The 23,742-nt window shown below is 37.7% G+C and carries 23 protein-coding genes; 5 read left to right on the top strand and 18 right to left on the bottom strand.

Annotated features, from left to right (window positions below):
* Positions 1 to 189: 189 nt before the first annotated feature.
* From V7138_RS07845 to V7138_RS07870, 6 genes are all read right to left on the bottom strand, one after another.
* Positions 190 to 861, bottom strand: coding sequence for a serine/threonine protein kinase (locus V7138_RS07845; RefSeq protein ID WP_335395756.1), 672 nt, complete (start codon positions 859 to 861; stop codon positions 190 to 192).
* 225 nt (positions 862 to 1,086) lie between these two features.
* A complete protein-coding gene (locus tag V7138_RS07850; RefSeq protein WP_335395758.1) occupies positions 1,087 to 1,902 on the bottom strand; it encodes an alpha/beta hydrolase in 816 nt (271 codons plus the stop codon).
* A gap of 95 nt (positions 1,903 to 1,997) precedes the next feature.
* Complete coding sequence (locus tag V7138_RS07855) at positions 1,998 to 3,209, bottom strand: ABC transporter permease (RefSeq protein WP_335395761.1); 1,212 nt, start codon at positions 3,207 to 3,209, stop codon at positions 1,998 to 2,000.
* On the bottom strand, positions 3,206 to 3,886 hold the full coding sequence (locus tag V7138_RS07860; RefSeq protein WP_335395764.1) for an ABC transporter ATP-binding protein: 681 nt from the start codon (positions 3,884 to 3,886) through the stop codon (positions 3,206 to 3,208). The genes V7138_RS07855 and V7138_RS07860 overlap by 4 nt, the downstream gene beginning before the upstream one ends.
* A complete protein-coding gene (locus V7138_RS07865; protein ID WP_335395767.1) occupies positions 3,870 to 5,129 on the bottom strand; it encodes an efflux RND transporter periplasmic adaptor subunit in 1,260 nt (419 codons plus the stop codon). Before V7138_RS07865 ends, V7138_RS07860 begins: the two co-directional genes overlap by 17 nt.
* Positions 5,130 to 5,345: 216 nt before the next feature.
* Positions 5,346 to 6,020, bottom strand: coding sequence for a YdeI/OmpD-associated family protein (locus V7138_RS07870; RefSeq protein ID WP_335395770.1), 675 nt, complete (start codon positions 6,018 to 6,020; stop codon positions 5,346 to 5,348).
* Positions 6,021 to 6,198: 178 nt separating this feature from the next.
* On the opposite strand from V7138_RS07870, the gene V7138_RS07875 reads away from it, so the two are divergent.
* Positions 6,199 to 6,831, top strand: a complete 633-nt coding sequence (locus tag V7138_RS07875; RefSeq protein ID WP_335395773.1) for a LysE family transporter — start codon at positions 6,199 to 6,201, stop codon at positions 6,829 to 6,831.
* Between the two features lie 53 nt (positions 6,832 to 6,884).
* Here V7138_RS07875 and V7138_RS07880 read toward each other — a convergent pair whose 3' ends face one another.
* On the bottom strand, positions 6,885 to 9,374 hold the full coding sequence (locus V7138_RS07880) for a DEAD/DEAH box helicase (RefSeq protein WP_335395776.1): 2,490 nt from the start codon (positions 9,372 to 9,374) through the stop codon (positions 6,885 to 6,887).
* 147 nt (positions 9,375 to 9,521) lie between these two features.
* Here V7138_RS07880 and V7138_RS07885 point away from each other — a divergent pair, with 147 nt between their 5' ends.
* Both V7138_RS07885 and V7138_RS07890 read left to right on the top strand, forming a co-directional pair.
* Positions 9,522 to 10,673 carry a glycoside hydrolase family 18 protein gene (locus tag V7138_RS07885; RefSeq protein ID WP_335395779.1) on the top strand — a complete coding sequence of 384 codons (1,152 nt, stop codon included), beginning with the start codon at positions 9,522 to 9,524 and terminating at the stop codon, positions 10,671 to 10,673.
* Positions 10,674 to 10,731: 58 nt separating this feature from the next.
* Positions 10,732 to 10,866: a hypothetical protein gene (locus tag V7138_RS07890; protein ID WP_335395781.1), complete on the top strand. Its 135-nt coding sequence runs from the start codon at positions 10,732 to 10,734 to the stop codon at positions 10,864 to 10,866.
* A 35-nt stretch (positions 10,867 to 10,901) separates the two neighbouring features.
* Here V7138_RS07890 and V7138_RS07895 read toward each other — a convergent pair whose 3' ends face one another.
* Positions 10,902 to 11,831: an SDR family oxidoreductase gene (locus V7138_RS07895; RefSeq protein WP_335395782.1), complete on the bottom strand. Its 930-nt coding sequence runs from the start codon at positions 11,829 to 11,831 to the stop codon at positions 10,902 to 10,904.
* Between the two features lie 132 nt (positions 11,832 to 11,963).
* Between V7138_RS07895 and V7138_RS07900 the strand changes: the two genes are divergently transcribed.
* On the top strand, positions 11,964 to 12,128 hold the full coding sequence (locus tag V7138_RS07900) for a hypothetical protein (protein ID WP_335395783.1): 165 nt from the start codon (positions 11,964 to 11,966) through the stop codon (positions 12,126 to 12,128).
* 44 nt (positions 12,129 to 12,172) lie between these two features.
* Positions 12,173 to 12,316, top strand: coding sequence for a hypothetical protein (locus V7138_RS07905; protein WP_335395785.1), 144 nt, complete (start codon positions 12,173 to 12,175; stop codon positions 12,314 to 12,316).
* Between the two features lie 32 nt (positions 12,317 to 12,348).
* Here V7138_RS07905 and glgA read toward each other — a convergent pair whose 3' ends face one another.
* From glgA to larB, 10 genes are all read right to left on the bottom strand, one after another.
* Positions 12,349 to 13,785: a glycogen synthase GlgA gene (gene glgA, locus V7138_RS07910; RefSeq protein ID WP_335395788.1), complete on the bottom strand. Its 1,437-nt coding sequence runs from the start codon at positions 13,783 to 13,785 to the stop codon at positions 12,349 to 12,351.
* Positions 13,786 to 13,797: 12 nt separating this feature from the next.
* Entirely contained in the window at positions 13,798 to 14,904 is a 1,107-nt protein-coding gene (gene glgD / locus V7138_RS07915) for a glucose-1-phosphate adenylyltransferase subunit GlgD (RefSeq protein ID WP_335395791.1), read from the bottom strand.
* A 22-nt stretch (positions 14,905 to 14,926) separates the two neighbouring features.
* Entirely contained in the window at positions 14,927 to 16,081 is a 1,155-nt protein-coding gene (locus V7138_RS07920) for a glucose-1-phosphate adenylyltransferase (protein ID WP_335395793.1), read from the bottom strand.
* Positions 16,078 to 18,021, bottom strand: coding sequence for a 1,4-alpha-glucan branching protein GlgB (gene glgB, locus V7138_RS07925; RefSeq protein WP_335395795.1), 1,944 nt, complete (start codon positions 18,019 to 18,021; stop codon positions 16,078 to 16,080). The genes V7138_RS07920 and glgB overlap by 4 nt, the downstream gene beginning before the upstream one ends.
* A 402-nt stretch (positions 18,022 to 18,423) precedes the next feature.
* Positions 18,424 to 19,437, bottom strand: coding sequence for a glycoside hydrolase family 15 protein (locus tag V7138_RS07930; RefSeq protein ID WP_335395796.1), 1,014 nt, complete (start codon positions 19,435 to 19,437; stop codon positions 18,424 to 18,426).
* A gap of 292 nt (positions 19,438 to 19,729) precedes the next feature.
* Positions 19,730 to 20,251, bottom strand: a complete 522-nt coding sequence (locus V7138_RS07935; protein ID WP_335395798.1) for a hypothetical protein — start codon at positions 20,249 to 20,251, stop codon at positions 19,730 to 19,732.
* Positions 20,241 to 20,624 carry a hypothetical protein gene (locus V7138_RS07940; RefSeq protein ID WP_335395799.1) on the bottom strand — a complete coding sequence of 128 codons (384 nt, stop codon included), beginning with the start codon at positions 20,622 to 20,624 and terminating at the stop codon, positions 20,241 to 20,243. The genes V7138_RS07935 and V7138_RS07940 overlap by 11 nt, the downstream gene beginning before the upstream one ends.
* Before the next feature lie 259 nt (positions 20,625 to 20,883).
* A complete protein-coding gene (locus V7138_RS07945; protein WP_335395801.1) occupies positions 20,884 to 21,861 on the bottom strand; it encodes a ring-cleaving dioxygenase in 978 nt (325 codons plus the stop codon).
* Positions 21,862 to 22,050: 189 nt separating this feature from the next.
* A complete protein-coding gene (locus V7138_RS07950) occupies positions 22,051 to 22,959 on the bottom strand; it encodes a LarC family nickel insertion protein (protein ID WP_335395803.1) in 909 nt (302 codons plus the stop codon).
* Complete coding sequence (larB, locus tag V7138_RS07955; protein WP_335395806.1) at positions 22,960 to 23,715, bottom strand: nickel pincer cofactor biosynthesis protein LarB; 756 nt, start codon at positions 23,713 to 23,715, stop codon at positions 22,960 to 22,962.
* Positions 23,716 to 23,742 lie beyond the last annotated feature (27 nt).

Raw genomic sequence — 23,742 nt, forward strand, 5'->3', positions numbered from 1 at the left:
TTTCTAGTAGTGTAATACGATTTTCATAGGCGAATGGTTTCATTTTGAATGGAATTTAATTGGGAGTAGACATTTTACAAAACTGGATGGGAATTTCCCCTCAGTTTACCTAATGAAGAAAAAAAGAGCTAAGATTAGTCACCTTAACTCTAGAGGGTGCATCGAAAACATGATAAAGATCAATGTCTCCTATATACGCATAAGCTTCTGGATGATTTTCATAAACTCATCAATTGAAGGAAAATATGTACTCTGTTGGTTGTACCACTTACGAACAGTTTCTACTACCCAATACGGAACAGCTTTCCCATCTATTAAGTGATAATATTCTTCATACCCTTTTTTAAGATGTTCCCATCGAAAATCATTGCCCGGCTGAATGTATTCAGAAACATCAAGAATTTTTGCTCTTCCGTTTTGAAGTAAAATATTTTTTAAATGAATATCACGTGGGTTTAGCCCCTTACTGCGAACAAAACTTCTTGCTTCCTCCACATCTATGATAATTTGTTTTGGGATATGGATCCCTTGAAGTATGCAGTCGTAGAGAGTTATTCCTTCTTCATAGCTTAAAACAAGGTAATGATCATAAGAAGCATAACATTTAGAAAAGAAAGGGGACTCCCCTAATTTATGATAAACATTTGCCTCCACAATAACTTTTGCAACTTTGTCATTCGCATATTTTTTAAATGCATATTCTGGGGCATTAAGGGATTGAAAAACAGCCGCATCTGTCCCGACACCGATACATTTTAGATCATCGGTGTCACCAATAATGGTTACTGGCTCATTATTTGGATTTGATAAAACAGTAATAGTAGATAGTGAATCATTAGCAGTTTCCCAGCTTCGCTTCACACAATCTCTCCAATCGTTGTTTGAATAAGACCAGTTTCAAATTAGCTTCTTTTAACCGTATTTTATCATTTTACTCCTTTAAAAAAGGAGTTAGCAAGTGCTCAAATCTAAAACGGTTAACTTTAAGGAAAAAGTCACGGAAAAAACAAACTACCTGGCTCCCATTAATATGGAATCCAGGTAGTAAAGGTGTTTTATCGTAGTCTCATTTTCAAGGGTCAGTCCTTATAATCCCTTCACCCATCTCCCCGCCATCTCAATCCAATTCTCTACCTCTGGTTGAAGATGATTATCTCGACCTATTGATTGTGTTTCTTCCGTTCCAAGAGATAATCCATGGACACCTTCGGGATAAATATGCATTTCGAGCGGGACTTTGCGCATCAGTAAACTTTGTGCAAATAGCATGCTATTTTCCACGGGGACAGCAGCATCTGAAACCGTGTGCCATAAAAAAGTTGGTGGAGTTTCGTTTGTAACTTGATTTTCCAAAGATAAAAACTCTCTACTTTGTTTGTCCTCGAATTTATCACCTAATAATGCTTTGAAGCTCCCCTCATGTGCATGAGGACCAGAAGAAATAACCGGATAGCTTAGAATTAAACCATTTGGTTTAATTTGTTCCTTTGAATAAGTGATTTGTTCTGTTAGAAACGCTCTATTCCAGAAAACGCCTAGACTTGCTGTTAAATGACCACCAGCCGAAAAGCCCATGACAATGATTTTTTCGGAATCAACGTTCCAGTTCTCAGCATTTTCACGAATGAAGCCAATCGCACTTGCTAATTGGCATAGTGCTGTTGGAAAAACAGCTGGTTCCACACTATACCTAAGAATACTTGCGTGATATCCTTTACTGAGCATCTGGATGGCAACAGGTTCAGCCTCCCGGTCAGATGTATGCGAATATCCACCGCCTGGGCAGATGACAATCATGGGTCTTTTACGGTCTGGGTCAATACTCTGTGAGTTATCAAGGATATAGGTAAAAAAATCTGCTTTTTCGTTGTTATGGTTTAACTCATATTTTTCATGAATCATTCTTCTCACACCTTTTATTTATGTTGTATCTATAAAACTTCGACATTTGTTGTTAACTTCCTTTAGGCAAAATAAAAAAGGCTGGAAATCCAGCCTTATTCATAACGTAACGCATCGATTGGGCTAAGTTTTGAGGCTTTGTTAGCTGGCAAAATGCCAAAAATAATCCCAATGAATGCCGAGAATCCAACACCAACAACCACGATTAGTGGACTGACGGTAGCGGAGATTGGTGAATAAATTGATACGATAATGGTTCCTAATGCTGCAAGTCCGATTCCGAGTAAGCCTCCTAATGAGGTTAAAGTCATCGATTCAATTAAAAATTGAAGCAAAATTCGTCCTCGTGTTGCACCGAGTGCTTTTCGCAAACCAATTTCCCGCGTTCTTTCAGTGACGGAAACGAGCATAATATTCATTACACCGATACCACCTACTAATAAGGAAATCCCTGCGATACTGCCGATAACTAACGTCATAATGGTAAGGACGGTATCGACTTCTTGTTCATATTCAGAGAAATCGTTCACTGTGTACATCCCGTCTTCAAGTTTTTTGGCCCTTGTTAATGAATCAGCAGCGGAACGACCGATTTCGGAAATTCGTTCCGGGTCATCTGCGATAATGGCTAAGCGTTCAATTTCTCGATTTCCAAACATCATCGAAATGACTCCTCGTGGCATTAGCATTTCGCCTGATTCATTGTAACGATATTGTTCAGGGATAGGAGATTCATAGACACCGATTACCTTATATGGATTTCCATTAAGGTCGACGATTTCACCGATAATATCTTCTTTATCTTTAAAGAATTTCTCCCTTGCAACAGTATCGACCATCACGACACGGTTTTTTCCATCATTATCCCTAGCGTTGATTGGACGTCCTTCGACAATTTGAATATCTCGAGCCGAAAAGAATTCAGGCCCTACCCCGGTAATTTCCATATCGCCCTGTTTATCATTGTAAATCATCGGTCCCCAACCTTGGTTTGTGGCGATTACAGCTTTTACGCCAGGAACAAGGGAAAGAGTTTCAACATCTTCAGAGGTTAATTCCGGTTCCGTCCAGAACATTTCTGACTCCTCTTCCCCCTCTTGAGGCACCGGTTGATACCAAATGTCGACTGCATTTTTTTCAAGACTAAACAAGTCCTCTGTCATTTTTGTTTTGGCACCCTGACCTATCGCAACAATAATAATAACAGCTGCAACACCGATAATAATGCCCAGCATTGTTAAAATAGATCGAACCTTATGATTCCAGATCGAGGATAATGCTACTTTAAAGCTTTCTAATAGACTCATAGACTTCTCCTCTGGTCATCCGTTATCAACCCATCCTTTAAGGTGATAACCCTATTTGCATATGCTGCCACTTCTTCCTCGTGCGTAACAATGATGACGGTTCTACCTTCTCTGTTTAGTTGAACCATAAGCTCCATTATTTGTTCACTCGTTTTGGAGTCAAGAGCACCCGTTGGTTCATCTGCTAACACAATAGAAGGATTATTAACAAGAGCTCTTGCAATCGCCACCCTTTGTTTTTGTCCACCTGAAAGCTGGTTGGGTAAATGTTTAACCCGGTCTCCAAGTCCAACCTTGTCCAACATTTGTTTTGCTCTTTCCGTTCGCTCCCGCTTTGGTACTCCTGCATAAATAAGTGGGGATTCCACATTTTTTAGTGCATTATGTCGCGGCAACAGAAAGAACTGTTGAAAAACGAAACCGACATGCTCGTTTCGTAATTTTGCTAGTTTTTTATCCTTAACTAAGCCGATTTTCTCTTCATTTAATTCAAACGTACCTGAAGTTGGAGCGTCTAGAAATCCAATAATATTCATCAATGTAGATTTACCTGATCCAGATGGTCCCATAATAGCAATGAATTCTCCATCTTCAATGGTTAAATCAATTCCGTGCAGGACTGGTACCTCAAGAGCACCATTTCCATACACCTTTGTAATCTTACTCAACTTCATCAAAGGAGGTCACTTCCATTCCATCATGCATTCCTTCGTATGGTGTTAAAACAACAAGCTCATCCTTTGTAACACCTTCTGTAACTTGAATAAATTCATCATTCATTGATCCAGTTTGAACTTCACGTCTTTGTAGGATTCCGTCTACTAAAACATAGACAACTGCTACGCCACCTTCATCTAAAATAGCGGTATGCGGAATAACAGGGAGAATAACTGTTCCTGGAATTCTTACCTCAAGTGAAACGTGAAACCCGTGACGTAGTTCAGATGTGTCATCCGTAATGCCGACTTTAAATGGATACATCGTGACATTACCGCCACCGCCCATTCCATAAAATTCACCTTCTCCTCCACCACCATTATCATTTGGAAAATGGGAGACGGATTCGACAACACCCTTCCAATCGCGATCTTTAAATACCTTTGGGCGAACAATGACTTCTTGTCCCTGTTGGATTTTAACTGCATCAAACTCGCTCATTGTCCCAATAACCTTATACGGTTTACTTGAAATGATATGTATAACAGGTTCATTAGCACCCGCTTCGGTTGCGGCAATATTTTTATTGACTTTCACAATGATTCCATCAATTTTACTTACAACTGTCATTTCTTTTTTCTGATTTGTAATTTCTGTGATTCGTTCATTAGCTGCTGTGATTTCTGATTTCGTATTTTCGTATTGTAGCTCCATTTGAACCTTTTCACTTGTAAGCTGGTTTACATCCTCAACTGGGGCTTCCTCAACTTGTTCCGGTTCTGTACCTTCTGGAGTCTCAGTTTTGGGTTTGTTTTTTTGTGCAGCGAGAGCTTTTTTCGCATCTCCAATCCGTTTATTTAAGGCCGCAATTTGGTTTTGTTCTGTTTTTGCTCGGGTTTGGATTAAGTCTCTTTCTCGGGTCGCTCGTGCCAGCTCTGCATCTAGCTTTGAAGAATCATAGACAAATAGCGGGTCTCCGGCTTTTACAGTTTTGTTCTCCTCAACTTTATATTCCTTGATTTCTCCATGCTCAGGGTTTAAGAATACCTTCTGCTCTCCTTCAGGTACAATTTCACCTGTTACTAGAATCGTTTCAATTAATTCTTGTTCCTTTGCTTTTTGAACAGTAACATTTACTTCTTCCATTTGATTTCCTACCGATGCAACGCTCCTTTCTTTTATAAAAAAAGCTGCTGCACCGCCTGCGATTGCCAAAACACCGACAATCGACAAGACCCAAATTAAAACCTTCTTTTTCTTCACCATACTTCCCCCTAAAGTTTTCATATCACGGGTAAATTCTCCACTTCTCTCTATCTAATAGTTATCGTGTTATACATGCTGATATTGAATAAAAAATATCAAATTTATCCCTAACCATTAAGACGGCAAAGAATGTCAAAAGGTTTCATTTTTTTACAATTATTTTAAAAATTTACAAAAAAAGATCAACCAGGAAATACTAGTTGATCGTTTAGATTATTTTTTATTTGCGCGATAATGATCACGGGTCTTATACCCTTGAGCGAGGATCATTTTCATTTCTTCACGTCTCTTTTGCTTAGTTGTATCTTGCTTAGCACTATACACGTAACGTGCCCAATCCTTTTGGTACCCAGGAGTAAGTGCTTGATAAAAGGTAAGAAGGTCTGGTGAGTCTTTCAAATCTTCTCTAATAGTTGGAATCATGTCAATATAATCATCCACACTTTGACTTGCTTTTGTTGATTTTACCGATTTCTTTCCGGCTTCTTCTTTGAATCCAACAACCGTAAACACATCATCTAATCCAACCATTCGTGCAAATTTGATGTCACTATTACCAATGTACCCTTCATCATCTGCTCCAAGCCCGCTTAACAAATCATCCCGATGAATGAATGTTGGATATACTTTATTCCCCTTTTTAGGATAAGCCGCAAAAAGATATCCTTTTTTATTCAATAATTGCTTCTCAATCACATTATTAACTAATTCTTTTAATGAATTCAAATCGAGTACAAAAGCAAATATCATGTCATACGAATTGCCTTCAGTGAGATTCGTTTCAAAATCTGTTAATCCTTCAAAATAATTGGCCCCATCAGGAATGTGCATGATTGCTTTTTTATCGTATTTTCGCAGGTTTAATTTATCAATAATTGTTTTAGCCATTCTCTCACCTATTCTTTATTGTTCTACTAACCAGTTTAAAAGTTTCTATGATCGATATCAACAATCGCGGTTAATGTTTTTTCAATAAACAATTTGATTTTTTGGGACAAACAGTAATACGTTTACAAGTTCTTCATAAAATGTACAAGTTGTATTTTTGAGGATGGAGTGATTGCGATTGAGTGTTACGATATTAGTTAGTTATATTATTTTGGGGTTGACGCTAGCTGCCCCCATTGGTCCAGTTAATTCTGCACGGTTAGATAAAGGTATTAAAAATGGATTTTGGCATGCTTGGGTGGTTGGCTTCGGTTCAATGATAGCAGATGCTATTTTTATGTTAATTGTCTATCTGGGTTTAGTGCATTTTCTTGAAATACCACCTGTACAAGTTTTTTTATGGTTATTTGGTGGCTTTATTCTGCTTTATTCAGGAATAGAAAGTATGTTTGGAGCTAATTCTCTTGAACTAGAATATAACCGTGACAAGGAATCCCTGTTAAAGTGCTTTCTAACAGGTTTTATTATGTCAATAACGAGTCCGTTATCGATTTTATTTTGGCTCGGAATCTATGGCTCTGTATTGGCTAAAACAGCACAAGAAAATGGTACGAGCGATTTATTAATTTATAGCTCGATGATCTTTCTTGGCTTAACCCTTTGGGATCTTTTTGTGGCCGCACTGACTACCGTATTTCGTAAATATCTTAATAGTATCGTTTTGATTTGGATATCTATTTTATCGGGCTTATCTCTTGTTGGCTTCGGGCTTTATTTTGCCTACCAAGGTATCATGACCTTGTTGGGCTAGTATGCAGACACGAAAAAAAGTAGCAAAAGCTACTTTTAAAATCCGTGATTCCTTTATCCTCTTCTTCTTGGGCGTTCGAAATAGCATTCATTACATATTGCAAACGAGAATCCGATTGGAAGGTTTTTACCGCAACGTTTACATACTCTCTTAGTTGGTTGAATACCTGATTTTAAGTGTTCATGGATTTTATCACTAATTTCTTCCCTAATTCTTTCCCAATATTGGGCTTCTGTGTGCTTTCCTAATTTATAAAGGAACAATAAATGAAGCCCTACCGCTTTATAAGAGAGTTCGAGCTCCTCAAGTCCGGATTCCTTCAAGACGGGGTTAGGTAATGGTATCCCATCAACAATTGCCTCAAGATTTTTCTTCCATTGTGCTCGCAGTGAAGGTTCATTTGACGAGAAGGGCAAATGTAAAAAGCCGTAAAGGTCCGGTAATGATAGCTTAGCCTCAATGATTGTGTCTTCAACCAACTCATACAGCATTCTTTCTTCATAAAGGCTAGCTTTTTTTGTGCCTTCAGGGCTTTTGAATTGATCCCAAAGGTAGAAAAACATCCTCATTTTTCGTGAGTATTTTTGAAATCGTTCCAGGACCGCATTCGTTGGTGCAATTGCAAAACCCTCCAGCGGCTCATCTTCTTGTTCCAATAACCGTGTCATCGTCTTAATATCACTGGTAAATGCAACTTTGCCGATATCATAAATACCACGTCTTCCTGCACGTCCTGCTATTTGCTTCACTTCCTGAGAGGTTAACAACCTTTTTCTCGTGCCATCGAATTTATCATTTTCTAAAAACACGATACGTCGAATTGGTAAGTTTAATCCCATCCCAATTGCGTCTGTAGCTACTATCACAGTTGTTTCACCATTATTGAAACGTTGAATCTGCTTTTTCCTTGTTTCGGGAGGCATACTACCGTATATCATACTCACCCGACGACCACTTCTTTGTAGTTCTGAGGCTGTTTCAAGCACTCTTCTTCTTGAAAAACAAACGAGTGCGTCGCCTTTTCGTGTGTGATTCAAACGAAATAGCTGTGGCTCTACCTCTAATGGCACATCCCGATGATATTCGTGAACCTCTACATCTGAGTTTCCAAGCAACTGCAGAATCATCCATTTTGCATGAAAACTGCAGATGATATGAACCTCTTTTGCATTTGCATTTGTAATGGCTTTATACCAAGAGAAACCACGGTCTTTATCGGAAATCATTTGTGCCTCATCAATTACAACCACTTCATAAAAGTCTTTTTCTCTTAACATTTCAACGGTTGCGGATAAATGGTTGGCTCCCTCTACTTGCTTTTCTTCTTCACCTGTTTTTAAGTTACAAGGCACACCTGCCTCATTCAATGTTTCATAAATCTCAAGTGCTAATAATCGCAAAGGAGCTAAATAGATCCCGCTATTAGCATCCTTCATACTTTGGATTGCCTTAAAGGTCTTTCCAGTGTTTGTTTCTCCGACATGAAGAATATACCGAATATTTCGTCCTGGGGATAAATGATAAGCTCGTCCGAAAATATCCTCCATCATTTTTTGTTCTTCTTCCTGTTGACGTCTAAGGTCTTCTTTTTCTTTTTCAACCCGTTCTTTTCGGTCGGTAATATCCCTTTCAAATATTTCTTGGTGTGTATCCAAATCAAAAGGTATATCAATCAGCTTCACAAGATCAGACACATATTCCTCTAAAATATCCTCAAATAAATCATCACGTACATCTAGAAAGTACTCATATGCTACTTCCTGTAAAAAAGCATCCGATAATGGTTCTTGAAAGCTACTTTCACACTCTTCGAATATACGTTCTGGCAAGTGAGATTTTAACCAGTTTGGCCCAAAATCCATGAGTTGGTGTAAAATGAGATCTTCATACTGCTCGATTAAATTCTCTTGGTAAAAATACCGGTTATGTGCGAGTTCTGTTTCTTTGTATAAATATGAAGCGAAAGTGATGTCATCTGATGATAAAATCATTCCTTTTTGATCAATCTCAATCGCTAAATGACTTCCAAGTAAATATCGAATCCGAAGATATAGTTCTTCGTAGTGGTCACCTAGTATTTCATTCAGATAAAAATTAAGCTTTTGGATAAACTTTCTCTTATTTTCTCTATCCTGTTGTTTCTTCAATCGAGCTTCATAGTCTGCTCTTGCCGATTGATATTGTTGCTCCCATTTTTTCGGTTGATTTGCATACTTTTCCTCAAGCCAGGAGATAAAATCATAGGGTTCAACATCGCGAACATCCGATCGAAATAAGTTGTTGAGTAGCTTTTTAGCAACACCTTCTATGTCAAAGCCCCGCTCTTCTAAATAGGCCTTTTTTTCCGAAACAGGTGCTTGAACCGCTGAATTTAGCCATGCATTTAGCCAGATTTGTTCAAAGAAAGTACTGCGTTCACGCATATATTGTTCATAGGAAGGAAGTGTTTCTTTTTGTTCGAGGTAATGGTTGATATCCTCCATGATGAGTTGTTTAGCTCGTTCAACAGCTTGATTATAGTATAGCTCAAGTTGATTGCTCATTAAATTGCTCCTTGTCAAAAGACGTATTGTTTTTAGTTTATATAAGACGAGTCAAAAATATTATGTATATAGGATGATATTACCACAACCATGTGCTTGATCAGTTTGTTACAATTTGAGGATAATGAAGTTCAGGAGGACAACATCATGAAAAAACGGTATATCTTCCTTTCTATTTTGTTGGTTGTGGTATTTATTGGTGGAATTTTAACAGGTACAAAGCTTACAAACCAAAGTCAACATGAAAATAAGATAACGAAGCAAACCCCCCATTCTTCTAAAACACCGGCACCTAAAGAAATGCCGAAACTCGATAAAAAACAGTCGAAGGTATTAATTGGCTATGTCCAGGATTTTAGAGATCCAAATCAAATCGATTATTCGAAATTAACGCATATCATCTTTTCTTTTGTTCATCCAACAAAGGATGGTCAGATTCTCTTTACAGGCGATCATGCCGAAAAAAATCTTAGAAACATGGTTACAAATGCACATAAGCATCATACAAAAGCGATGCTTGCTGTTGGTGGTTGGTTCCATATGAATGGCGGAGAATCCTATGATTATTTTTCAGCCGCACTTGCAAACCCTCAATCTCAAGCAAAACTTGTAAATGAGCTAATGGGAGTCGTTGAACGGGAAAACCTTGATGGAATTGATATTGATTTTGAACATCCACGTACAAATGCAGATGCGAAAAACTTACATCAATTTATTAAAAATCTAGGTGATAGGTTGCATGCCAATAAAAAAGAATTATCTATAGCTGTTCACTCAAAAATTCATGGACAAACATTAACAGAGCTCGGGTATGTGAAATATGAGACTGCTATGTTTCAATATGTAGACCATGTAAATATTATGGCCTATGATGGTCAATGGGACGGTGGCTATTTTGCCGAAAATTTATCTCCCTATCCATTTTCTGAAAGTATTGTACGATACTGGTCGACTTTATTTGATTCCCATAATATAGCTAAGGATAAGCTTGTATTAGGTGTTCCTTTTTATGGGCAACCCGCTGATTCAAATATCAAGCCTGTTTCCTATGAGGCAATTATCAAAAACAATCCTAAAAATGCAGAAAAAGATACCGTCAATATGAATGGTACAATTTATTATTATAATGGCCAAACGATGATGGCTAGAAAAACGGAGCTTGCTTTAAATCATGGTTTTGGCGGTATGATGATATGGGAACTTGGCTTAGATGCCAAAGGAGCAAACAGTTTAACAAATACTCTTTTTGAATCGATTGCTACAGCTAATATAAAGAACTATTATTCGTTGAAGAAATAATTTTTGCGGTCATGATATTTTGTTTTTCAACCATCCTAAATAAATGGAGGTGAAAAACATGGCAAATCGCAATCCGGTTGAATTTACAGGTAAAGTATTAGATAAACGTAATACCTTAACAGGTCCAGATGATGAAGGTAAAGTGGGCCATCCGAAACGTCCGCAAAATGTGAAGATAAATAAAGATAAGTAAAGAAGAAAAAAGTGATTCGGTGAGAATCACTTTTTTTAGGATGAGGTAATTTGACCACCATTCACATGAATCGTTTGTCCGGTTACAAAGCGTGAATCATCAGAAGCAAGATACACATAAGCTGGAGCAAGCTCAAATGGCTGTCCTTGTCTATCCATTGGATTACCTGCAAGCGGGACTTGGTCTGCAGAGAAACTCGAAGGAATAAGTGGTGTCCAAACCCTACCTGGTGCAACAGCATTGACCCGAATACCCTTTGTTACAAGATTATTAGCGAGTGCTCGAGTAAATCCAACATTCGCTGCTTTCGTCATTGAATAATCAATCAGTTGATCATTCCCGTAATAAGCTACAACAGAAGCTGTATTAATGATAGAGCTTCCAGCTTTTAAATGCTTTAATGCTGCTCGTGTCGTATAAAAATGGGAATACACATTGACCTTAAACGTATCATCAAACTGCTCGTCAGATATGTCTAAGAGACTAAGTTGCTGGAATTGAATGCCGACGTGATTGACAAGAACATCGAGCGTTCCAAAGGTTTTAACGGTGTTTTCTACAATATGAATACAGTTTTGTTTTTCACGTAAGTCCCCTGGTAAAAGCAAACAACGCTGACCAATCTCTTCGATTCTTGCTTTTGTTCGATTTGCATCTTCATGCTCATCCAAATATGATATCCCCACATTTGCGCCCTCTTTTGCAAAGGCAATTGCGCAAGCTGCGCCAATGCCACTATCCCCACCAGTAATTAAGGCAACTTTTCCGTTTAGCTTACCACTCCCTTTATATTGTGGATTGTCAACAATGGGTCTTGGTACCATTAGGCCTTCAACACCGGGCTGACGATATTGGCGCTGCTCCGGTACTGTTAAAGCGACATCCTTGAATTCTGTAATTTTTCCGTAATTCGGATACATGGGGTAATGTTGATTCTCCCTATCTTCTTCTTTAAAACTCGACATAGGCAAACCTCCTCAAAAACTCAATTTGCTTTAGTCTATGAAGGCTGCTGGGAACAGTGATAAAAACGTACGGGCTCCATTTTTAGAAAGACTGAATAAACTAACTTAGAAATCACGAAGGAGGTTAAACTCGTGCAATATTATTACAGTCCAGAAGTGAAGTTTTTACTAAAAAATGAATCAAAAGAACGTGTCGGTGTATCGTATATAAATCAAAGCTTTGAATTGCCTCAAATTGGCTCAAGACCGCCCTATTACTACAACCCACGCTATGAACATCATTTTCCTTTGATATAATACATTCCTTCCTGGGGATGATAAGCCTATAAGGAGGAGTCCCCATGATGGAAAACAATGATGATAAGCTAAATCCAATGATGAATGGCAATCCCATTCGTGAACAGATGAAAAAAAGAAATGCAACAGATTTTAGCAGTTCTTCCTTAAGAAGAATGGCATTAACTCAATTGAGTCGAAAACAGTAAAAACGTTAGGGCCATGTCCCTAACGTTCTTGCTCATACCAACGTAAAGTGTAGTGATTCATACATTTTGATATATTCCTTTGAGGATGCCTTCCAGCTAAAGTCAAGGTTCAATGCTTTTTCGGATAACTCTTTCCATTTCTTTGGCTGGAAACGATAAAACCAAATCGCGCGCTCTAGTGTATACAACATGTCATGTGCATTGTAATTCGTGAAACTAAAGCCATTGCCCTGGTCAGTGAATTCATTGTATGGCTGAACGGTATCCTTAAGTCCTCCCGTTTCCCTTACGAGTGGGAGTGTTCCGTATCGAAATGCAAGTAGTTGGCCAATCCCGCAAGGCTCAAATTGTGAGGGCATTAAAAATAAATCAGAACCGGCATATATTTTACGAGAAAGTGATTCATCAAAAAAGATATTTGCGGATACCTTTGTCGGATGTTGTTTTGCTAAAGTCCGGAAGGCATCCTCATAATGGCTTTCACCTGTTCCGAGTAAAACAAACTGTACATTCTGCTTAAGGATTTCTTCAAATACATGTAAAACAAGATCAATACCCTTTTGTTCCACGAGTCGTGTAATCATGGAGATAACAGGAACTTCTTCGTTAACTGGAAGCCCTAGATGCTCCTGTAATGCTCTTTTATTCTCCATTTTTCCTTCATACGAATCAAATAAGTGAAAAATGGCTTTGTCAGAAGCTGGATTATAGTTTTCATGATCAATTCCATTTACAATTCCTTGCAACTCCAACCTTCGTTTTCGTAAAAAGCCATCTAGCTCTTCCCCATAATATGCTGTTTGAATTTCATTTGCATAGGTTGGGCTGACAGTGGTAAGAGTGTCAGCAAATGCCAAACCAGCTTTCATATAACTGACATTCCCATAAAACTCTACACCATCAATATGAAAATAGCGTTCACTCACATCGAGTAATTCACCTAAAACAGATTTCGGAAAAACCCCTTGATAGCGTAAATTATGAATTGTAAATACCGTTTTTATCCCCTGATAAATAGGATGGTTTGAATAATGTGCGTTTAATAACAGTGGAATCGGTCCTGTTTGCCAGTCGTGGCAATGAATTATATCTGGTTTTACATCAAGATATGGAATTGCTTCCAGCACAGCTCTAGAGAAAAAGGCAAACCTCTCCCCATCATCATAGAAACCATAGCTGCCATGGCGTTTAAAATAATATTCATTATCTAAAAAATAATAGCTAATGCCGTTGTGGACTAATTTTTCAATGCCACAATATTGTCTCCGCCAGCCTAATGGTACTTCTATAATTCGTTCTAAGATAAGCTGTTCCTTGTATTTATCAGCTAAGTCACCATATTTCGGAAGGATTACATTTACATGTATTCCCTCCTGCTGCAAGCCATTTGGTAAAGCCCCTATTACATCCCCTAGACCGCCTGTTTTTAAAAATGGAGCGCATTCGGATGCCGTGAATAATACGTTCATGATCTTCCCCCACTAAATTATCTCTGCTTTTTTGATGACTTTTGGAATAAATTCTCCAATGATTATTTTTTCAGATGTGATATTTACTTGTTTATCTGTTATTACATTTTCTAGGTAGGTTCCTTCGTCAATGACGCCCTTTTGCATGATAATACTGTTCTTAACAGTGGCTCCTTTGCGAACCTTTACCCCTCGAAAGATAATGCTATTTTCAACCGTCCCTTCAATGTCACTACCGTTTGCAATTAAAGAATTGCTGACATTTGAAGTTGTGGAATATTTAACCGGTGGTTCATGCTTTGTTTTCGTATAAATCTCCCAGTTATCGAAGAAAAATTCCTTTGTTACCTGTGGATTCAAGAATTCCATATTTGTTTTATAATAGCTTGAGATGGAATGAATAAATGGCATATAACCTTTAAAATGATAACTGTTTACTTTAAGACGAGGGAGATTAGCCTTGACTAAATCTCGAATAAAATCATATTCACCATTTTCATAGCATTTTGTAATAAGTTCAATTAAAAGCTTTTTTGAAAAAACAAAGGTTTCTGTGCAAACAGGGTCACCCTGTTTTGGAGAAGTATAGAGTTCTAAATCGGTTACTTTCTCATCAGCGTTAAGGATACATTTATGATAGATTGGTTTTTCAATTGGTTCTCCGTCATAATCTTTATAAACAATTGTGAGGTCTGCTCCATTTTCCCTATGGCTTTTAATCACTTCATTAAAATTAATTTTATAAACATGATGTCCAGGAGATAAAATCACCGTGTCTTCGTGGGAACGCTTGAAAAATTCCAGGTGATCATAAAATTGCTGGATATCACCAACTATACTTTTGTCCTGATTGATTGGAGGTAAAATAAACAATCCCCCATTACGTCGATCAAGGTCCCATTCCTTTCCATTACCAAGATGATCCATGATGGAACGATATTTATCTTTTGTAAAAACAGCCACCTTTTTAATATGGGCGTTAATAAAATTGGACATCGTAAAATCAATTAATCGATATCTTCCTCCGAATGGCACAGCTGCCAAACACCGATGCTGGGTTAATTCTTTTAAATATTGTTTATCATTCACTAAATTAATTATACCAATTACTCGTTCCACTCCCGATCGCTCCTCAAGATATTTATTTACTTACGGTTAATGGTCTTACGATGGTTTCATCCCCAAATAATGTAATGGCAGCATCAGGGGCAGCTGACCCAATATGTGCTCCATCTGGAATACATAAATCACTTGCGATAATCGCTTTGTGAATGGTCACATTTTTTCCAATTTTCACATTCGGCATAATAACAGAGTCTTTAATAACAGAGTTTTCACCAACCTGCACATTGTATGAGAGAACGGAATGATCAATTGTTCCTTGAACGATACAGCCTTCATTGATTAATGACTGAGATATATCCGCCTTAGGTGATATATATTGTGGTGGATGTGTTGCAATTCCGGTAAAAAATGGCCAGCTTGGATCATGTAAATCGAAGCCTGGAGTATCATCTAATAAGTCCATATGAGCTTCCCATAGGCTTTCGATGGTGCCTACATCTTTCCAATAGCTATCAAACTGGTACGCATATAATTGATTATTATCTGCAAGTAATTTAGGGATGATATCCTTCCCAAAATCATTGGAAGAATGAATATTTCCTTCATCCTCAATTAAATATTGTTTTAATAATTTCCATTTGAATAAGTAAATTCCCATTGACGCAAGATTGCTTTTTGGATTTGCTGGTTTTTCATCAAATTCAACAATCTTCTTTTCCTCATTTGTATTCATGATTCCAAAGCGATTTGCTTCTGCCCATGGAACCTCAATGACAGCGATTGTAGCTGCAGCATCCTTTTCCAAGGAGAAGCGTAGCATCTTACTATAATCCATTTTGTAAATATGATCGCCAGATAAGATAAGGACATACTCTGGATCATATTGCTCGATATAATGGATGTTTTGGTAGACTGCGTTGGCAGTTCCTTTGTACCAATCCCCACCGTTTTTTCCAAGGTAAGGCGGAAGCACTGTTACTCCTCCATTGTTCCGGTCTAAATCCCAAGGACGCCCATTACTAACATAATTATTGAGCACATGTGGGCGATATTGGGTAATGACACCTACTGTATCAATTCCTGAATGAGTACAATTACTTAATGGAAAATCAATAATCCGGTATTTTCCACCAAACGGAACAGCGGGTTTGGCAAGGGCTGTCGTTAATTCCCCCAATCTTGACCCTTGACCACCTGCTAACACAACTGCAATCCACTTCTTTGACCTCATTTTTTGACGACACCTCGTTTTCTCTTTTTTGTCTCTTTTCTAAAAATACTCAATGCTAAAGGTGGAACTTTAATTGTCATGCTGTATGGCTGATTATGAGCTGGCGTTTTATCAACTGTAATAGCAGCTGCATTAATTTGACCAGATCCTCCAAACTTTTCTGAATCACTGTTGAATAATTCTATATAACTCCCAGCTGATGGGACGCCAATACGATAATTTTCATAGACTTCGGTAGAGAAGTTACAAACGATGATCGAGTAATCACCTTTACGCTTCCCATGTCTCATGAATGTAATCACAGATTGATCATGGTTATCCGGGTCAATCCATTCAAAGCCTTTTTGTTCATGGTCCATTCTCCAAAGGCTTGAATTCAAAAGGTAAAAATGCTGAAGTTCTTTAAAATAGGTCTGAAGCTTTGAGTGAGAATCATAGTCTAAAAGCATCCAGTCAAGCTCCTCAAGCTCCTTCCACTCGGAAAATTGTCCGAATTCACCACCCATAAATAGAAGTTTTTTTCCTGGATGGGTCATCAAATAGCCATATAATAATCGCAAATTTGCAAACTTTTGCCAGTAGTCGCCAGGCATTTTATCCAAAAGGGATTTCTTCCCGTGTACAACATCATCATGTGAAAAAGGTAAAACGAAATTTTCTGAAAACGCATAGTAGAAGGAAAAAGTTAATAAATTATGGTGATAACGTCTGTCGGAAGGCTGTAGACGCATGTATGCAAGGACATCATTCGCCCAACCCATATTCCATTTATAATTAAAGCCTAAACCACCTTTGGAGGTTGGAGCTGTAACAAGAGGGTAATCGGTCGCCTCTTCTGCAATCATCAATACTCCTGGATATCTTTTGAACATGGCTTCATTGGCTTTTTTAATAAATTCAATTGCTTCTAGATTTTCTTCGCCACCAAATTGATTAAATAGCTTTTCTTGTTGCGGATTGTCATGGTTGAGGTAGATTAATGAAGATACGGCATCGATTCGAAAGCCATCAATATGATACATATCCATCCAAAAATCAAGATTGGAAAGTAAGAAACTATGAACCTCTGGTTTTGTAAAGTCAAAGCTATACGTCCCCCATAATGGTCTATCAGCTCTTTTTGAGTCTGTATGCTCATAGAGGGGTGTTCCATCAAATCTTCCAAGCCCGTGTTCATCACGGCAGAAATGAACTGGAACCCAATCAAGTATGACACCGATGTCTTTTTGATGACATTGGTCCACAAAATACATAAAGTCGATCGGACTACCATGTCGACTTGAAACCGAATAAAAGCCAGTTATTTGGTAGCCCCAGGATAAGTCAAATGGATGTTCCATGATAGGCATCAATTCAATATGGGTAAAACCATGCTCAACAACATAGTCAATGACTTCATCTGCTAGCTCGCGGTATGTATAAAAAGAACCATCCTTTTTCTTTTTCCAAGAACCAGTATGTAATTCGTAAATCAACATTGGATTATTGTAGCACTCGGCTTTCTCACGTTTTTTGAGCCATTTTTTATCATTCCATTTAAATTGATCGAGCCTAGTAATGACAGATGCCGTATTAGGTCTTACTTCAGAAGAAAACGCATATGGATCGGCTTTTAATTTCTGATCTCCATTTGCATTTGTGATTTCATACTTATAAAGGTCTCCCTCTTTTAAACCTGGGATAAATCCGACCCATATACCAGAGTTTGAAATCATTTCAAGCCTGTTTGTACGCCCATCCCAGTTATTAAAATCCCCAACGACAGAAACGGCCTTGGCATGAGGTGCCCAAACGGAAAAACGGACTCCGGCTTTCCCTTGAAAAGATATTATATGTGCACCGAGCATGTTGTAGCTTTCTAACAATGTTCCTTCGTGAAATAAATGCAGGTCAAACTCACTTGGAAAAAGTTTAGCCTCTTTTTCAACCGTAGAATTCACTACTATATCCTCCTTTTGATATATGTCAGTAGTAAGTGAGTAATACCAAAAATTTATGTAATTTGTATGAAATTAGATAAAACTGAAGTAGGTATTACTTTTTTACTTTATTATATTAATTCGTGGTGCTTCAGATTTATTCCTTTAGCGAATAATGTTTTTTATTGTCAAATAAGGTAGAATGGACAGAAAATTATTATTTTAATGAAAATATTTTTAGCGGAATATATGAAACCGCTTACAAATAAACGTTGATTTGTGGGAGTTTATTACTTTTCTACGGTATAATTTGATATCTTGAAATAATGTAAATGAGGATAAGAGCATTGTTGTTTTTGTTATATTGAAATAATTTTGATGTATTGTTTGTCTTGGCATAAAAAAAGCTGCTTTCGCAGCTTTTTAAGATATTTTTTGTTGTGCAATAACTTCCATTTTTGTAAGAAAAATATAGGACATCGCAACTGACCATGCTAATGGCGTGTTTCCATTTGGCCTATTTGTACCACCTACATAGAGCTCTGGAACCTCCCAATTATCAGGCACAATCCTCTTTGTTTTTCCTATATATTCACTTGCTTTATGAAATTGACCTAATTCAAGGTAGCAAAGCCCAAGCCAAGGGAACCCAAAGCACCACTCAGCTTCACTTCCTTCATTATAATACTGATCATTTTCATATCGAATCACACCATACGTGCGCTCCAATTTCGATGAAACGTTTTCAACAATTTTAATTGCTGTATCGCGGTCAACGACTCGATATGGGAAAACAAGAGAAAGTAGTGCTAAATCAGTGTCCTTTGTTTCACTTTCTCGAGGCAATAACTTTCGGAGTGCACTCTCTCCTTTTTTGATTAGCTCTTCTTTTACATTAACAAGTATTTTCACGGCATTTAGTCCGGCTACACAAGCACCTATACTTGAAGCATGAACTTCCATATTCTCTTCCCACATACCATTATCTTTTGCTTGCCAATATTGTAGGCATTCCAGATAATCGACAAGTTTTTGGACAATTTCAATATCCTTTTTATCTCGGATTACCTTTTGTCCTAAGCGGTAGCCTTCACCGACGCCCCATAAAAATGCACCAATCGCATCATTTTGAGCATGACCCCATTCTACTGGCATCTCTTTTAGATCTGTAGAATAGCGGGAATGGATATATTCAAATAAATAAATTGGTTTCTTTTTCCGATGGATATCAATTTTCCACTCATACGATTTGAACATATCAAATAATGCATGATAGGCCTTTACATATCTATCAGAGGGCTCATTGATAAATGGAAGAACAGTATACACGATATCTCGAATCCATACATAGCTATAGTCATTTGATAAGCTTGCTGTATAAGCGCCATTTGATAATCGCATACGGTCAAGAACCTGAATTGCTTTATTGGTATACATTTCGTATCACCCCATTAGCGTATTTACTTTACATTCATTCTTGACAGAAATCCTATTTATAAAACACATCAAATTCATGTTATGGTCATTTACAAAATTAATATTAATAATTAATTTATACTCTATACTATGTAAGCAAAGGCAAAATGATAACAATTGTCTCCTTTTTATGAGAAACGCCTACATTTTTGTGCATGACCCGCCCGATTTTTCTTGTTTCACGCAAAAATGTTCCACAGATAAGAAAAAAGACCAAATCACTTTTTAGTGGTTTCGGTCTTTTAATAAAGGATTATCTCTTTTTAAAGATTGTTGAAATGATTTCATCCGTTGTCATATCACTCGTAATTTCAAATGTACCAAGCTTTAAGTATTTGGCAACGCCTTTTTTCTCAACCTGGTTTGCAAAGTCCCAAGCATTTCCGTTTATGATCTTAGCTGAAATAAGTGCTTTTCCAACTTCATAGCTTGTCATACCCTCTGAGACAGTAATAACGGTTTTCTTGACAGCTGGTTCAGCAGGTTCCTCTTTTGGTGTAACTTCTTTTTTTGGTTCATCTTTTGCTTGTTCTTTAGGTTGTTCCTGGGGTTCTTCGACAGTCTTATTCGCTTCAGCTATAGTTTTATCCCATTCTTCTGAAGTCAGGATAACATAGCCTTCAGCAGTTAGAAGGCTTTTAAGCTCTTCCACAGTTGGCTTTTCTTCTGCCTTTGTAGTTGCTGCTTGTTGGGGTCCGAAAAAATAAACTAGCGCACACACCACTGCCGCAAGTAAAAGCCCAGAAGCAAAACTAGTTAATGTTTTAGCGGACATTTGCTACTTTTCTCCCTTCTGTCTGTTTCATAAAAGGAGACAGTAAACCTTGTACTTCGATCTCACTTAAGTTTTTCTCATTTGCAATGCTTGTCACTGAATATCCTCGTTTATAGAGGTCAAGAGCATCACGAAGTAACTGACGTTGTTCTTTATCTGTCGTATCAATCCCTGCTTGGTTTGCAAGAATTTCATTGTCTAATTCAAGGTTTCTCATTTGCTCTTGAAGCTTATTTATTTCCTCCATAAAACTTACTGAATATAGTTCAAGCTCTCGCTGTTCTGCCTTTTTTGCTTTTTTCGTAAGTGTATAAGATAAAATGAGCAACACTGCTGCTACCCCAAATAATATAACTAACGCCCATTCCATCATTGGACATCATCCTTTCCAAGCAATTTGTCTTACAACAGATAATTATACAATGAAATGAGACAAATTTCGATGGAATTCGATAAAATCCTTCCATGGTCAGTTATAATGGAAGAAATTAACGTGGGAAATGTGAGGTTTCGCGCCTTTTGGCCTATATACAATAGGCGTTTGGTAAATGTTTTATAAAATAAGTAATCAGATATGACTAGAATACAATAAAAAGATGCCCCACAAAAATGGAACATCCTGTAAAACAAACTTATTCTTTTACAAATTCCTTCGTACTTCTAACAGTATCAATAGGTCGAACATAACTCTCGATTGCTTCACGCTTTGGCTCTAGGAATGGAGGTAAAGAAAGTTTTTCACCAAGAGTTTCATATGGTTCATCCCCCATAAAGCCAGGTCCATCAGTAGCAAACTCAAATAGAATTCCGGGAGCTACTCTTGAATAAAGCGATCCGAAAAAGAAACGATCTACAAAGCCAGAAGTTTGGAAACCAAATCCACGTAAATGTTTGTCCCATTCATCAAGGACTGATTTATCCTCTACACGAAAAGCTGCGTGGTGAACTGTTCCAAAACCTTGTTGTGATGGTGGAAGAATAGTGTTATTTTCAACGACAACCTGTGCCCCATTTCCCCCTTCACCTACTTCAAATAAGTGGTTGGAGCCTTCATGTGCAATTTCTTTGAATTGTAATACTTTCTCCAGCATTTCTTTAAAGAAATCAAAGTGTGCAGTCCGTACAAATAATGGTCCTAAACCTGTGATTGCATATTCTAATGGAATTGGCCCTTTTTGCCAAGGAGTTCCCGCAGGTACACCTTTATTGTTTTCGTCTGAAACTAATTGATATTGTTGGTCATCAAAGTCAACGAACGATAAAGTTTTTACGCCAAATTGTTCTTTAATTCCAAAATGTTTCACTTTTAATCGTTCAAAACGTTTTTCCCAATAATCGATTGCTGCATCTGTTGGAACACGGAAGGATGTTTTCGAAATTTCATTTGTACCATGAACTCCTTTTGGGATTCCTGGAAAGTCAAAGAAGGTCATGTCTGTGCCAGGGCTTCCTGTATCGTCCGCAAAAAATAAGTGATATGTTTGAATATCATCTTGGTTTACTGTTTTCTTGACTAGTCTCATTCCTAATACATAGGTGAAAAATTCATAGTTTTTTTCTGCACTACTTGTAATCGCAGTGACATGGTGTATTCCCTTTAATCCATTCATAATTAATCCTCCAATTTAATTGCATATATTATAGTTTTTCCAAGCGATAGTAAATTACTATATTTAAAAATATCTTTAAACAATATATCTTAAATTCAAGATAATTATACTGTGTTATTAAACATGTGTCAATAGGGGGATCTACAAAAAGAAAAGTCCACACAGTTAGTGAGGACTAATCATAACCAGTTATTCTCCTATAATGACACGAAGCACATTTGGGCAATCATTAAACGTTTTGGTGCCAGCCCCGTAGCCAATTGCTGTTACTTTCATTGAAGGAAAACTGCAAAACTCATCGGTGAGCACGGAAATAATCCCTGCACCAGTCGGCGTCGTTAGTTCAAAACGTATATCGCTTTGTTCAATTGGTACCCCTTTTAATATTTCAAGTGTAGCAGGAGCTGGAACCGGGTAAATCCCATGATCAATATGGATTTTACCTGTTCCAACCGGCACGGATGACGATTTTATCGTTGCAATTTCTAATTGTTGCAATAAAATAGCCGCACCTACAATATCAATTATAGAATCGACAGCACCTACCTCATGAAAATGAACTTTTTCTAATGGAAGTCCATGAATTAGGCCCTCTGCTTCACCGATTTTCTTAAAAATCTTTAGTGACATTTCCTTTACTTGAGGTGCCAATTCAGATTCCTCAATCATCTTCACAATATCCTTATAGGCACGATGTGAATGATGATGGTGGTGGTCATGATCATGGCTGTGATGAACGTTTTCGTGAGCATGGTGATGATCATGGTTATGTTCATGTCTATGTAAATGTTTGTGTCCTTCTTCTTGATGGTGGTCATGAGTATGTTCGTGATGATGGTCGTGTTCATGGCCGTGATCATGACTGTGATGGTGTTCATGCGTGTGATCACTGTCTTCATTCTTTAAAATGACATCAAATTTCGTTGACGTAATTCCGTTTTTTACGACTTTTTTCCAGTCTAATTTATATTCATCTTCAAAACGAAGTTTCTTTAATTCCTCTACAAGCAGTTGTGGGTCTCCACCTGCATCAAGTAATGCACCAATTACCATATCCCCACTTATTCCGGAAAAACAGTCAAAATATAGTGTTTTCATCTAATCTAGTTCTCCTTTTCGAGCAAGTTGATCAATTAAAACAGCGTTGTAAGCACCACCGAAACCGTTATCGATATTCACTACACTGATTCCAGATGCACAGGAATTAAGCATGGTTAGCAATGCTGATAATCCTTGAAAATTGGCACCATAACCGATACTTGTTGGGACTGCAATAATTGGATGGGAAACAAGACCACCCACTACACTTGGCAAAGCACCCTCCATACCCGCAACAACAACTGAAACATTGGCATTTCGAATTTCTTCAATGTTATCAAATAAACGATGGATACCGGCCACACCTACATCATAAAAGCGACGAATGTTACTGCCTAATACCTCAGCGGTGATAGCAGCTTCTTCAGCCACACGTAAATCAGAGGTTCCCGCACATACGATAGCGATATAGTCATTGTTCTGTTTAGTTTTGATTGTCTCATCTTTCCAATAAAGTATTTGAGCTGTTTCATTGTACACAAACTCGGGACTTGATTGTAAGATATAGTCTGCTTTCTCCTGTGAGATTCGGGTCACAAGAACATTGTCCCCACGATCTTTAATGACCTTTATAATTGTATGAATTTGTTCTTTTGTCTTGCCTTCACCAAAAACAATTTCAGGGAATCCCTGTCTATTTTTTCGATGATGGTCGATTTTTGCAAAACCTAAATTCTCGTAGGTTGCTAGTTGTTTCTTAGCATTTTCTATACTTAATGTTCCCTGTTTCACTTGCTCCAATATTTCTTCTACCATGTTTCACACACCTTAATCGATAGTAAA

The organism is Bacillus sp. JJ1533, assembly GCF_036965045.1.
In the GTDB taxonomy this organism is placed as follows: Bacteria; Bacillota; Bacilli; order Bacillales; family Bacillaceae_L; genus Ferdinandcohnia.

Bases quoted from the DNA above. Each gene is read 5' to 3' on its own strand.
- V7138_RS07930 (WP_335395796.1), bottom strand. From the start codon at position 19,437: ATGTATACCAATAAAGCAATTCAGGTTCTTGACCGTATGCGATTATCA.
- V7138_RS07885 (WP_335395779.1), top strand. From the start codon at position 9,522: ATGAAAAAACGGTATATCTTCCTTTCTATTTTGTTGGTTGTGGTATTT.
- V7138_RS07895 (WP_335395782.1), bottom strand. From the start codon at position 11,831: ATGTCGAGTTTTAAAGAAGAAGATAGGGAGAATCAACATTACCCCATG.
- V7138_RS07950 (WP_335395803.1), bottom strand. From the start codon at position 22,959: ATGAAAACACTATATTTTGACTGTTTTTCCGGAATAAGTGGGGATATG.
- V7138_RS07940 (WP_335395799.1), bottom strand. From the start codon at position 20,624: ATGATGGAATGGGCGTTAGTTATATTATTTGGGGTAGCAGCAGTGTTG.
- V7138_RS07855 (WP_335395761.1), bottom strand. From the start codon at position 3,209: ATGAGTCTATTAGAAAGCTTTAAAGTAGCATTATCCTCGATCTGGAAT.
- V7138_RS07920 (WP_335395793.1), bottom strand. From the start codon at position 16,081: ATGAGGTCAAAGAAGTGGATTGCAGTTGTGTTAGCAGGTGGTCAAGGG.
- V7138_RS07945 (WP_335395801.1), bottom strand. From the start codon at position 21,861: ATGAATGGATTAAAGGGAATACACCATGTCACTGCGATTACAAGTAGT.
- V7138_RS07870 (WP_335395770.1), bottom strand. From the start codon at position 6,020: ATGGCTAAAACAATTATTGATAAATTAAACCTGCGAAAATACGATAAA.
- larB (WP_335395806.1), bottom strand. From the start codon at position 23,715: ATGGTAGAAGAAATATTGGAGCAAGTGAAACAGGGAACATTAAGTATA.
- V7138_RS07850 (WP_335395758.1), bottom strand. From the start codon at position 1,902: ATGATTCATGAAAAATATGAGTTAAACCATAACAACGAAAAAGCAGAT.
- V7138_RS07890 (WP_335395781.1), top strand. From the start codon at position 10,732: ATGGCAAATCGCAATCCGGTTGAATTTACAGGTAAAGTATTAGATAAA.
- V7138_RS07880 (WP_335395776.1), bottom strand. From the start codon at position 9,374: ATGAGCAATCAACTTGAGCTATACTATAATCAAGCTGTTGAACGAGCT.
- V7138_RS07905 (WP_335395785.1), top strand. From the start codon at position 12,173: ATGATGGAAAACAATGATGATAAGCTAAATCCAATGATGAATGGCAAT.
- V7138_RS07935 (WP_335395798.1), bottom strand. From the start codon at position 20,251: ATGTCCGCTAAAACATTAACTAGTTTTGCTTCTGGGCTTTTACTTGCG.
- glgA (WP_335395788.1), bottom strand. From the start codon at position 13,785: ATGAACGTATTATTCACGGCATCCGAATGCGCTCCATTTTTAAAAACA.